Origin of the sequence: Bradyrhizobium sp. UNPA324, assembly GCF_006658635.1 — a bacterium.
Lineage (GTDB): Bacteria > Pseudomonadota > Alphaproteobacteria > Rhizobiales > Xanthobacteraceae > Bradyrhizobium > Bradyrhizobium nanningense.
This window is the reverse complement of record NZ_LFJD01000004.1, coordinates 1,753,711-1,765,681: the sequence shown is the minus strand read 5'-3', so window position 1 is coordinate 1,765,681 and position 11,971 is coordinate 1,753,711. Positions and strand designations below refer to the sequence as shown.

At 64.3% G+C, this 11,971-nt stretch carries 11 protein-coding genes and 1 tRNA gene; 10 read left to right on the top strand and 2 right to left on the bottom strand.

Annotated elements, in window-relative coordinates:
• Positions 1–124: 124 nt before the first annotated feature.
• Positions 125–201, bottom strand: a tRNA-Asp gene (locus tag UNPA324_RS08750).
• A gap of 160 nt (positions 202–361) precedes the next feature.
• Positions 362–565 (bottom strand): hypothetical protein, encoded by a 204-nt coding sequence (locus UNPA324_RS08745; protein WP_063194782.1) that lies wholly within the window; start codon positions 563–565, stop codon positions 362–364.
• A gap of 416 nt (positions 566–981) precedes the next feature.
• On the opposite strand from UNPA324_RS08745, the gene UNPA324_RS08740 reads away from it, so the two are divergent.
• The 10 genes from UNPA324_RS08740 (at position 982) to nuoG (ending at position 11,969) form a co-directional block, all read left to right on the top strand.
• Positions 982–3,243, top strand: a complete 2,262-nt coding sequence (locus UNPA324_RS08740) for a TonB-dependent siderophore receptor (protein ID WP_181769336.1) — start codon at positions 982–984, stop codon at positions 3,241–3,243.
• A gap of 743 nt (positions 3,244–3,986) precedes the next feature.
• Positions 3,987–4,352 carry an NADH-quinone oxidoreductase subunit A gene (locus UNPA324_RS08735; RefSeq protein ID WP_008136158.1) on the top strand — a complete coding sequence of 122 codons (366 nt, stop codon included), beginning with the start codon at positions 3,987–3,989 and terminating at the stop codon, positions 4,350–4,352.
• Positions 4,343–4,930, top strand: a complete 588-nt coding sequence (locus UNPA324_RS08730) for a NuoB/complex I 20 kDa subunit family protein (protein ID WP_164935978.1) — start codon at positions 4,343–4,345, stop codon at positions 4,928–4,930. The genes UNPA324_RS08735 and UNPA324_RS08730 overlap by 10 nt, the downstream gene beginning before the upstream one ends.
• An 11-nt stretch (positions 4,931–4,941) precedes the next feature.
• On the top strand, positions 4,942–5,556 hold the full coding sequence (locus UNPA324_RS08725; RefSeq protein ID WP_128917417.1) for an NADH-quinone oxidoreductase subunit C: 615 nt from the start codon (positions 4,942–4,944) through the stop codon (positions 5,554–5,556).
• A 2-nt stretch (positions 5,557–5,558) separates the two neighbouring features.
• Entirely contained in the window at positions 5,559–6,755 is a 1,197-nt protein-coding gene (locus tag UNPA324_RS08720) for an NADH-quinone oxidoreductase subunit D (RefSeq protein ID WP_128917416.1), read from the top strand.
• Complete coding sequence (locus tag UNPA324_RS08715; RefSeq protein ID WP_164935977.1) at positions 6,755–7,717, top strand: FkbM family methyltransferase; 963 nt, start codon at positions 6,755–6,757, stop codon at positions 7,715–7,717. Before UNPA324_RS08720 ends, UNPA324_RS08715 begins: the two co-directional genes overlap by 1 nt.
• A 12-nt stretch (positions 7,718–7,729) precedes the next feature.
• Entirely contained in the window at positions 7,730–8,341 is a 612-nt protein-coding gene (nuoE, locus tag UNPA324_RS08710) for an NADH-quinone oxidoreductase subunit NuoE (protein WP_128917414.1), read from the top strand.
• On the top strand, positions 8,341–8,547 hold the full coding sequence (locus UNPA324_RS08705) for a hypothetical protein (RefSeq protein WP_141934421.1): 207 nt from the start codon (positions 8,341–8,343) through the stop codon (positions 8,545–8,547). Before nuoE ends, UNPA324_RS08705 begins: the two co-directional genes overlap by 1 nt.
• 15 nt (positions 8,548–8,562) lie before the next feature.
• Positions 8,563–9,888, top strand: a complete 1,326-nt coding sequence (nuoF, locus tag UNPA324_RS08700; RefSeq protein WP_128917413.1) for an NADH-quinone oxidoreductase subunit NuoF — start codon at positions 8,563–8,565, stop codon at positions 9,886–9,888.
• A gap of 5 nt (positions 9,889–9,893) precedes the next feature.
• Positions 9,894–11,969, top strand: a complete 2,076-nt coding sequence (gene nuoG / locus UNPA324_RS08695) for an NADH-quinone oxidoreductase subunit NuoG (RefSeq protein WP_141934420.1) — start codon at positions 9,894–9,896, stop codon at positions 11,967–11,969.
• Positions 11,970–11,971 lie beyond the last annotated feature (2 nt).

Genomic DNA, 11,971 nt, shown 5'->3' with positions numbered 1-11,971 from the left:
GGCGTAGACGATTCGGGCGCGGGCTGACTATGCCCAGAGTTCCCGCCGTCCGCAGGCAAAGCCTGGCGCAGATGCGCTGGGCGTTGAAAATGTCGGGCTAAGGCTATGAAGGGATTGCCAAAAATGGCGCGAGAGACGGGGCTCGAACCCGCGACCTCCGGCGTGACAGGCCGGCGCTCTAACCAACTGAGCTACTCCCGCGTGGTTCGCTGATAGCGCGCGGAACGAGGGGGGACTTAAAGGTGGGGCTGGGTGAAGTCAAGGACGTTGCGCTTGCGCGGTGCATCTCGGCTAAGCATTGCTCTGGAAAACGAAAAAGGCCGCTCCGAGGCGGCCTCTGGTCAGCCCGGACAAGGACGTGTCAGCGGATCTCCGAGGTCCCGGCGCTCGTCACCACCACCGGCTTGCCGGCCTTGATCACGTGGGTGGATTGGGCGGTCTGGCTGTAATCGGCATTGGTGCGGGCTGCAATGCCGAAGCCGGCCACCATGATGCCAGCCACCAGCGCCACCACCACGATCTTCAGGTGGGTCGCACGATCAGCAGAGTGAATGGAGTGGTTCATCTGAGCCTCCCGACGGGCTTTGCCGCCGTCTATGGCTCCTGTCTTAAGGACCATCTGTTTCCGGATGGTTTCGCGGGTTCCGCAAAATGGTTTCATCTCGCCGCCGGTTTTCGTCCCTCGGCGGCCGGAAGGCGAGGGACGGTTGGTCGCGTCCGGTGCCTTCGGTGCCAGGCCATGCGCCCGGGCTTTGCGCAAGCTGATCTACTAGTCGGTTAATCCGAAGAAGAGTTGCGCGCCGATCTCGCAGCAATCTTTGGAAATGTTGGATCGCTTCTAAGACCCCTTCTAAGAAGCTTTCAATTAGGGAATTTTCGCGCGCTCCCCTAAGCGTCGGCTTCAGGCGCATGCCGTCCGGGGACAGGCGGCATGACGCATCGAACATGCAGCTTTGGGGTGGCGCGTTGAACAGTCTTGGAATGCTGCGGTCGGCAATATTGGCGACTGCGTCCGCTTTGGTTTTGATGCCGCAGGCATCGCTTGCTCAATCTTCCGCGCACAGCGGCGCACAGAATCTACCGTCGGTGACCGTCACCGCGCCGGACGCCCGCCGCCGCGCGGCCACGATTCCTCAACGTCGTGCGCCGCGTGCATCGGTGCAGGCTGCCAACAGAACCAAGCCCCAACCGCAGCGCAATGCCGGTTTCGTCGAGACGCCGCGCGGTCCGGTGAACGGATACGTCGCTGGCCGCAGCTCGTCCGGCACCAAGACCGACACGCCGATCATGCAGACGCCGCAGGCGGTGTCGGTCATCGGCGCCGAGCAGATCCGCGACCAGAAGCCGAACAAGCTCGATGAGGTGCTGCGCTACACGGCCGGCGTGCGGGCAGGCACTTTCGGCACGGACACCCGCAATGATTGGTGGCTGATCCGCGGCTTCAAGTCCGAGGATATCGGCCTGTTCCTCGACGGCATGCAGCTGTTCTACACGTCCTATGCCAGCTGGAAGCTGCAGACTCCCAACATGGAGCGGGTCGAGGTGTTGCGCGGTCCGTCGGCGGTGCTTTACGGCGGATCAAGCCCGAGCGGCATCGTCAACGTGATCAGCAAGATCCCGCCGGCCGAGCCGATCCGCTACATCGAGGCCGGCGTCAACAATTTCGGCAATGCCTATGTCAGCTTCGACATGGGCGGCCCGGTCGCGACCGGCCCCGACAACGGCAAGCTGTTCGCGCGCGTGGTCGGCCAGGTCCAGAACGGCGGCACGCAGGTCAACTTCACGCCGGACAACAACTACTTCATCGCGCCGTCGTTTACGTGGAAGCCGGATGCCGACACGAGCTTCACGGTGCTGGCCTCGGCCTCGAAGCAGGATACCCGCGGCATCAACTTCCTGCCGTACCAGGGAACGGTGACCGCCGCGCCATTCGGCAAGATCCCCACCAGCTTCTTCGTCGGCGATCCCAGCGTCGACAAATTCACGCGCGAGCAGGAGATGCTGGGCTATCAGTTCGAGCGCAATCTTACTGACGACCTGACGTTCCGCCAGAACGCCCGCTTTGCGCATGTCGACATCAGCTATCGCGGCTATGTTGGAAGCGGCTACACGAACGCGACGACCGGCGACATCTTCCGCTACAATTGGTATGCGAAGGATACGGCCAATCAGGCCAATCTCGACAACCAGCTGGAATACCGCTTCAACACCGGGCCGGTGAAGCACACGATGCTGTTCGGCATCGACCTGAAGGGCTACCAGATCGATGACTATCAGGCCTTCAATTTCCTCGGCGTGCCGTCGATCAACGCCCTGAATCCGGTCTACGGCCTGGGCGATATTCCGATCACGGGCGCTCCGTTCAGGAATTTCCTCATCACGCAGAAGCAGGCCGGCACCTATCTGCAGGACCAGATGAAGCTCGGCAATTTCACGCTGGTGCTGAGCGGCCGCAACGACTGGGTCGAGACGACGCAGGAGGCGCGTGACACCGGCGCGACCGTCGGCAGCCGCGACGACAGCAGGTTCAGCGGCCGCGCCGGACTGATCTACAATTTCGACAACGGCATCGCGCCCTACGTGTCCTATTCGACCAGCTACAATCCGATCATCGGCCTCAATGCCCAAAACCAGCTGTTCTTGCCTGAGACCGGCAAGCAGGCCGAAATCGGCGTGAAGGTCGCGCCGGCGGGGTTCGATGGCTATTTCACCGTTTCGGCTTTCGACCTGGTCCGCCAGAACGTGACGACGACCACAGGAGCGGGTATCGTTCCGGTATTGCAGAACCAGACCGGCGAGGTGACGTCGCGCGGCATCGAGCTGGAAGCGGTGGCCAATGTCACGCGTGAGCTGAAGCTGATCGGCGCCTTCACGTCCTATCATCTCTTCACCAGCAAGGACCTCGATCCGACCCTCGTCGGCAAGACGCCGACCAACACGCCCCAGCTTCTGGCGTCGGGGTGGGCCGACTATACGTTCAAGGAGGGACCGCTTGAGGGCTTCGGCTTCGGCGGCGGCGTGCGCTACATCGGCTCGTCCTGGGCGGATGCGGCAAACACCCTTGAGGTTCCCTCAGTCGTGCTCGGCGATCTCGCGCTCCACTATGAATGGCAGAACTGGCGTACCGCGCTGAACGTGATCAACCTGACCGACAAGGTCTACGTCGCGAGCTGCGCCTCGGCCACGTCATGCTTCTACGGCGACCGCCGGCGCGTCACCGCCAGCGTCTCCTACAAATGGTGAGGGATGGGCGAGGGGTAACATCGGTCGGGCCGGCCTGATCTCGGCCATCGTCCTGTCGCTGTCTGGACCGTCGCCGATCTTCGATCACGAGATAGATGAGCTCCCGGGCTATGCCCCCAAGCCTGAAGCTCATCCGGGCGCGGTGCGCGCGACGGCCCTCCACGTCGCCGCCGCCGCGCTCGCGACCGATCGAACTGCACTATATCGTAAGACGAGGCCGTTCTCGCCGGAGGCAGGCCCGGTTCCGACGCGATGCATGGCTCGTCTCATGGCTCGTCTGACGACTTGCGCCTGTGGATAGGTGTCTTTGCTGCAACTTGTCTTGGCTCGTGGCCGCGACAGCCACTGGCCCTGGGCGTCGCTGCTCCCGGACACGGCCAGCCAATATGTCGCCGGGGTGACAGTCGGGGTTCCTGAGGTCGGCCTTATCCGGGTTTGCGTGCGCTGCCGCCCCCGAAAACCCGGCGTTTTTCTCGGGCGATGCATGGCAAAACGCTGCCCTGGCCCGCTGCCGTAATCTCCGAACTGTTGCCCCTGCAAAACCGGCCGCCGCCCTTGCTGGCCTTGCCGATCTGCTCCATACCAGCGCGGGGTGATTCCGGGGTTTTCACCGTTCTGGGAGCGGCAAAAGGGCCTGAAACGAGCGTGTCTTGCGCCCATTGGTGCACTGCGCTAAGGCTCAGAACAATTCCAAATCGGACGAATCCGTGGCTGTCCCGAGGCTGCGGGAAAAAGGGCTCGCCATGAGCGGCATTCTGCAGAACTATCTTCCACTCGTCGTCTTTATAGGAGTAGCGGGCCTGATCGGCCTGGTGCTGCTGATCGCGCCCTTCATCGTGGCGTTCCAGCAGCCGGATCCGGAAAAGCTGTCGGCGTATGAGTGCGGTTTCAACGCCTTCGACGACGCGCGCATGAAGTTCGACGTCCGCTTCTATCTGGTCGCCATCCTCTTCATCATCTTCGACCTCGAGGTGGCGTTCCTGTTTCCCTGGGCGGTGGCGTTCGGCAAGCTTGGCGCGACCGGCTTCTGGTCCATGGTGGTGTTCCTCGCCGTGCTGACGGTCGGGTTCGCCTATGAATGGAAGAAGGGAGCACTCGAATGGGATTGAACCCTGCAGCGTCCACGGGTCCGGCCCTCGCGCCGGCCCCCAAGGGCATCCTGGACCCGTCGACCGGCAAGCCGGTCGGGGCTAATGATCCGTTCTTCCTCGAGGTCAATTCCGAGCTGTCCGACAAGGGCTTCTTCGTGGCCGCGACCGACGACCTCATCACCTGGGCGCGCACCGGCTCCCTGATGTGGATGACCTTCGGTCTCGCCTGCTGCGCGGTCGAGATGATGCAGGTGTCGATGCCGCGCTACGACGTCGAGCGCTTCGGCTTCGCGCCGCGTGCCTCGCCGCGCCAGTCCGACGTGATGATCGTCGCAGGGACCTTGACCAACAAGATGGCGCCCGCGCTGCGCAAGGTCTACGACCAGATGCCCGAGCCGCGCTACGTCATTTCGATGGGCTCCTGCGCCAATGGCGGCGGCTATTATCACTATTCCTATTCGGTCGTGCGCGGCTGCGACCGCATCGTGCCGATCGACATCTACGTGCCGGGCTGCCCGCCCACGGCGGAAGCGCTGCTCTACGGCGTGCTGCTGCTGCAGAAGAAGATCCGGCGCACCGGCACCATCGAACGCTAAGGTTTTACGTCATGGACGACGCCAAGCTCGACGCCCTGGGGCAGACGATCGTTAGCGCGCTTCCGGGCGCCGCCACCGGTCATTCGGTCGCCTTCAACCAGCTGACGGTTGATGTCGAGGCCAGCAAGATCGTCGAGGTGGTCAAGTACCTCCGCGACGACCCGAACTGCCGCTTCGTCAACTTCACCGACATCACGGCGGCCGACTATCCGTCGCGCGAGAAGCGCTTCGACGTGATCTATCACTTCCTGTCACCGACGCTGAACGCGCGGATCCGGCTCAAGGCCCAGGCCGATGAGACGACGCAGGTGCCCTCGCTGATTGAATTGTTCCCCGGCGCCGACTGGTTCGAGCGCGAGGCCTACGATCTCTACGGCGTGTTCTTCGTCGGCCATCCCGACATGCGCCGCATCCTCACCGATTACGGGTTCGAGGGGCATCCGCTGCGCAAGGATTTCCCGACCACCGGTTTCGTCGAGGTCCGCTACGACGACCAGGAGAAGCGGGTGGTGTACGAGCCGGTCCGGCTCAACCAGGAATTCCGCAAGTTCGACTTTTTGTCGCCGTGGGAAGGGGCGGACTATCCGGTCCTCCCGGGGGATGAAAAAGCGGGGCCGAAGGTCTGACCATGAACGAGCAACCCGAGCAGCTTCGCAATTTTACCATCAACTTCGGGCCGCAACATCCGGCGGCGCATGGCGTTCTACGTCTTGTGCTCGAATTGGATGGTGAGGTCGTCGCGCGCGTCGATCCGCATATCGGCCTGCTTCATCGCGGCACCGAAAAACTGATCGAGCAGAAGACCTACCTGCAGGCGATCCCGTATTTCGACCGGCTCGACTACGTCGCGCCGATGAACCAGGAGCACGCCTTCTGCCTAGCCGCCGAGAAGCTGCTCGGCATCGAGGTGCCGCGCCGCGGCCAGCTGATCCGCGTGCTCTATTGCGAGATCGGCCGCATCCTGTCGCACCTGCTCAACGTCACCACGCAGGCGATGGACGTCGGTGCGCTGACCCCGCCGCTGTGGGGCTTCGAAGAGCGCGAAAAGCTGATGGTGTTCTACGAGCGCGCCTCGGGCAGCCGTATGCACGCGGCCTATTTCCGCGTCGGCGGCGTGCATCAGGATCTGCCGCAGAAGCTGGTCGACGACATCGAGGCCTGGTGCGATCCGTTCCTGAAAGTCGTGGACGATCTCGACCGCCTGCTCACCGCCAACCGCATCTTCAAGCAGCGCAACGTCGACATCGGCGTGGTGCCGCTGAAGGAAGCCTGGGAGTGGGGCTTCTCGGGCGTGATGGTGCGCGGCTCGGGCGCGGCCTGGGACCTGCGCAAGGCGCAGCCCTATGAGTGCTACGCCGAGATGGACTTCGACATTCCGATCGGCAAGAACGGCGACTGCTACGACCGCTACCTGATCCGCATGGAAGAGATGCGCCAGTCTGTGCGCATCATGAAGCAGTGCATCCAGAAGCTGAACGCGCCTGAGGGCAAGGGCCCCGTCGTCGTCGCCGACAACAAGGTGGCGCCGCCGCGCCGTGGCGAGATGAAGCGCTCGATGGAAGCGCTGATCCACCACTTCAAGCTCTACACCGAGGGCGTCCACGTGCCGGCCGGCGAAATCTACGCCGCGGTCGAGGCGCCCAAGGGCGAGTTCGGCGTCTATCTGATCTCCGACGGCACCAACAAGCCCTACAAGTGCAAGATCCGCGCGCCGGGCTTTGCCCATCTGCAGGCCATGGACCACATCTGCCGCGGCCATCTGCTCGCGGACGTCTCGGCGATCCTGGGCTCACTCGACATCGTGTTCGGAGAGGTCGATCGGTGATGGCGCAGGCGCCAATCCAGTTTGACCGTGCCTCGGGCGCCCTGGAAGGGGCCAACCTGTGGGAGCGGACGGCTGCCTTGGCGCTGGTGACGGGGTCAAAGATCTCCTCGCACTTCTCGCATATGGGCTACATCGCCTGCGCGAATTTGCTGCGGAAGACGCTGCCCGAGCGCAACATCGCGATCAGGCTCAATCCCGACGCCGTGTTCGAATTCCCATATGGCGACGGCTATTGGAGCAAGCTGCTCAACCGTTCCTACAATTACGAGGACGAGCTCGAGCTGTTGTTCGCCGACTCCATCGACGTCGACTACACGCTGCTCGATTGCGGCGCCAATTACGGCTACTGGTCGGTGCTGGTGTCGAGCAAGCCGTTCGGCTCGCACAAGGCGATCGCGATCGAGCCGTCGGGGCAGAACTATCCGAAGCTCGCCAACAACGCCCGCGTCAACGGCGATCGTTTCGAGACCATGAAATGCGCGATCGGCGCCGCCCGCGGCACCGCGCGGCTGTCCGGCACCAAGCACGAAGCCTTCAGCATCGCCGGCGATCCTTCGGCGGGCGGTGAGGAAGTGCCGGTCATCTCGCTCGACAATCTGATCGAGGGCGGCACGATCGCGGCCACCGGCAAGTATCTGATCAAGCTCGACGTCGAGGGCGTCGAGATCGAGGCGATCAAGGGCGGCGTGCGGCTGCTCCAGGCCGACAGCGTCATCATGTGCGAGGAGCACGGCAGCGACCGCTCCCATGCGGTGTCGCGCTTCATCCTCGAACAGACCCCGCTGAAGCTGATCGTGTTCGATCCGCGCAGCAAACGGATGGAGACCGTGACCGAGCTGTCGATCCTCGACCGCATCAAGGTCTCGACCCACGTCGGCTACAACGTTTTCGGCACCGCAAGCGCATTCTGGCAGGACAGGATCGAAGCCCTGAATGCCAAAACCGCGCGCCGCATGCAGTGAGAGATTGAAGAGATGTCCGTTCGTCGATTAGCACCGAAGGAAGTCCAGCCCGCGAGCTTCGCGTTCACGGAGGAGAACCTCGCGTTCGCCAAGCAGCAGATCGCGAAATATCCGGCCGGCCGGCAAGCTTCCGCCGTCATCGCCATTCTCTGGCGCGCGCAGGAGCAGCACGACGGCTGGGTCTCGGAAGCCGCGATCCGCGTCATCGCCGACATGCTCGACATGCCCTATATCCGCGTGCTCGAGGTTGCGACCTTCTACACGATGTTCCAGCTCGCCCCCGTCGGCAAGAAGGCCCACGTCCAGGTCTGCGGCACCACGCCGTGCCGGTTGCGCGGCGCCGAGGATCTGATCCACGTCTGCGAGCACCGCATCCATCACGAGCCCTTCCAGCTGTCCAAGGACGGCAATTTCAGCTGGGAAGAGGTGGAGTGCCTGGGCGCCTGCGTGAACGCGCCGATGGTGCTGATCGGCAAGGACACCTATGAGGACCTGACCAAGGAGAGCTTCGGCAAGGTGCTCGACGGCTTCGCCTCGGGCAATCCGCCCAAGCCCGGTCCGCAGAACGGCCGCCAGTTCTCGGCGCCGATCACCGGGCCGACCACGCTCAAGGAGATCACCTGATGCGTGATCTCTCGTCGCCGGCAGTGCAGGGGAGCGGTGCCATGAAGAACTGGGGCTTCATCGCGATGCACGCCAGCGTCGCGGCTGCTTTCATCTTCCTGCTGCAGCGTTTCGGCCTGAACGCGTCGCTGGAATCCAGTCTGCTCTGGGCGCTGACCTTCGCCGTCTGCGCCGCCGGACTTGCCTACAAGCAGTCCAATCGTTGATCGGAAAGCACTGATATGCTCGAGGACAAGGACCGCATCTTCAAGAACCTCTACGGCCTCCATGATTGGGGGCTCGAGGGTGCGCGCCGTCGCGGCGCCTGGGATGGCACCAAGAACATCATCGACAAGGGCCGCGACTGGATCATCAACGAGATGAAGGCGTCGGGCCTGCGCGGCCGCGGCGGCGCCGGCTTCCCGACCGGCCTGAAATGGTCCTTCATGCCGAAGGAATCGACCGACGGCCGGCCGAGCTATCTCGTCGTCAACGCCGACGAATCCGAGCCCGGCACCTGCAAGGATCGCGAGATCATGCGGCACGATCCGCATCTCCTGATCGAGGGCTGCCTGATCGCGAGCTGCGCGATGAACGCGCACGCCTGCTACATCTACGTCCGTGGCGAGTTCATCCGCGAGCGCGAGCATCTCCAGGCCGCGATCGACCAGGCCTATGAGGCCAAGCTGGTCGGCAAGGACAACGTCAACGGCTGGCCGTTCGACATCTACGTCGCGCACGGCGCCGGCGCCTATATCTGCGGCGAGGAAACCGCGCTGCTCGAAAGTCTCGAAGGCAAGAAGGGCCAGCCGCGGCTGAAGCCGCCGTTCCCGGCCAATGTCGGCCTGTTCGGCTGCCCGACCACCGTCAACAACGTCGAGTCCATTGCGGTGGCGCCCGACATCCTGCGCCGCGGCGCGGCCTGGTTCGCCGGCATCGGCCGGCCGAACAATGTCGGCACCAAGTTGTTCTGCATCTCCGGCCATGTCGAGCGGCCCTGCAACGTCGAAGAAGCCATGGGCATTCCGTTCCGTGAGCTGATCGACAAGCATTGCGGCGGTATCCGCGGCGGCTGGAACAACCTCAAGGCCGTGATCCCCGGCGGCTCGTCGGTGCGCATGGTGCCGGCCGAGCAGATTATCGACACGCCGATGGACTTCGACTCCTTGAGCAAGCTGCGCTCGGGCCTCGGCACCGCGGCCGTGATCGTGATGGACAAGTCCACCGACCTGATCCGTGCGATTGCCCGCATCTCCTATTTCTACAAGCACGAGAGCTGCGGCCAGTGCACGCCGTGCCGCGAGGGCACCGGGTGGATGTGGCGCGTCTTGACCCGCATGGCCGAGGGCCGCGCCCACAAGCGCGAGATCGACATGCTGCTCGAGGTGACCAAGCAGGTCGAAGGCCACACCATCTGCGCGCTCGGCGACGCGGCGGCATGGCCGATCCAGGGTCTGATCGCGCATTTCCGTCACGAGATCGAAGCGCGCATCGACCAATATTCGCATAGGGCTGACATTGACGATATCGGCGTCCGCGATCCCGTGAACATGGTCGCGGCGGAGTAAGAGACATGACCAAGCTCATCATCGACGGCAAAGAGATCGATGTGCCCGCCGAGTACACGCTGCTTCAGGCGTGCGAGGCGGCCGGCGCCGAGATTCCGCGCTTCTGTTATCACGAGCGGCTGTCGATCGCCGGCAATTGCCGGATGTGCCTCGTCGAAGTGAAGGGCGGTCCGAAGCCGGTCGCAAGCTGCGCCTGGGGCGTGCGCGACTGCCGTCCGGGCCCCAAGGGCGAGCCGCCGGAAATCTCGACGCGTTCGCCGATGGTGAAGAAGGCGCGCGAAGGCGTGATGGAATTCCTTCTGATCAACCATCCGCTGGACTGCCCGATCTGCGACCAGGGCGGCGAGTGCGATCTGCAGGACCAGGCGATGGGCTATGGTGTCGATACCAGCCGCTTCGCCGAGAACAAGCGCGCCGTCGAGGACAAATATCTCGGTGCGCTGGTCAAGACCTCGATGAACCGCTGCATCCAGTGCACGCGCTGCGTCCGCTTCTCGGCAGAAGTCGCCGGCGCCCCTGAAATGGGCGCGACGGGGCGCGGCGAGGACATGGAGATCACGACCTATCTCGAGCACGCGCTGACCTCGGAATTGCAGGGCAATCTCGTCGACATCTGCCCGGTCGGCGCCCTGACCTCGAAGCCCTATGCCTTCGCGGCGCGTCCGTGGGAGCTCGGCAAGACCCAGTCGATCGACGTGATGGATGGCGTGGGCTCGGCGATCCGCGTCGACACCCGCGGCCGCGAGGTGATGCGCATCCTGCCGCGCATCAACGAAGCCGTGAACGAGGAGTGGATCTCCGACAAGACCCGCCACGTCGTCGACGGCCTGCGTACCCAGCGGCTCGACCGGCCCTATATCCGCGAAGCCGGCAAGCTGCGCGCTGCGAGCTGGCAGGAGGCCTTTGCCGCGATCGCCTCGAAGGCGGCCCGCACCGACGGCAAGCGCATCGGCGCGATCGCCGGCGATCTCGCCGGTGTCGAGGAAATGTTCGCGCTGAAGGATCTGCTCGCCAAGTTCGGCTCCGGCAATCTGGCGGTGCAGGGCGGCGACGCCTTCGACCCCGCGCTTGGCCGCGGCTCCTACATCTTCAACCCGACGCTGGCGGGCGTCGAGCAGGCCGATGCGCTGCTCATCATCGGCGCCAATCCGCGCAAGGAGGCGGCCGTGTTCAACGCCCGCATCCGTAAGCGCTGGCGCGCCGGTGGCTTCAAGATCGGCGTGATCGGGGCCAAGGCCGATCTGACCTACGATTACGATCACCTCGGCGCGGGCACCGAGACGCTCAGTGAGCTCGCGGCCGGCAAGCACTCCTTCATGGACGTGCTGAAGAACGCCAAGAATCCGATCATCCTGGTCGGCGCGGGCGCAGCCTCGCGCCACGACGGCGCGGCCATCCTCGCAGCGAGCGCCAAGCTCGCGCTCGACGTCGGCGCAGTCAAGGACGGCTGGACCGGCTTCGGCGTGCTGCACGAGACGGCCTCGCGGGTCGGTGCGCTCGATATCGGCTTCTCCGCAACGGGCGGGGGACTGAACGGCGCGCAGATGACGACGTTCGGTACGCTCGACCTGCTGTTCCTGCTGGGGGCCGACGAGATCAACGCGCCGGATGGCACCTTCGTCGTCTATATCGGCACCCATGGAGACCGTGGCGCGCATCGCGCCGACGTGATCCTGCCGGCGGCGGCCTATACCGAGAAGTCCGCGATCTACGTCAACACCGAAGGCCGCGTGCAGATGACGGGCCGCGCCGCGTTCCCGCCGGGCGAAGCCCGCGAGGACTGGGCGATCGTCCGCGCGCTGTCGGAGGCGCTCGGCAAGAAGCTCGGCTACGACTCGCTGGCGCAGCTGCGCCAGGCGATCTTCAAGGCCGTGCCGCATCTGATCCGTCTCGACCAGATCGAGGCCGGCTCTGCCGACCAGATCAAGAAGCTGGCGGGGAAGGGCGGCTCGCCGGAAAAGGCGCCGTTCCAGCCGCTGGTCGAGGACTTCTACCTGACCAACCCAATCGCGCGTGCGTCCGCCGTGATGGCGGAATGCTCGCGCCTCGCCTCCGGGCACATGCTGACCGCAGCGGAGTGAGC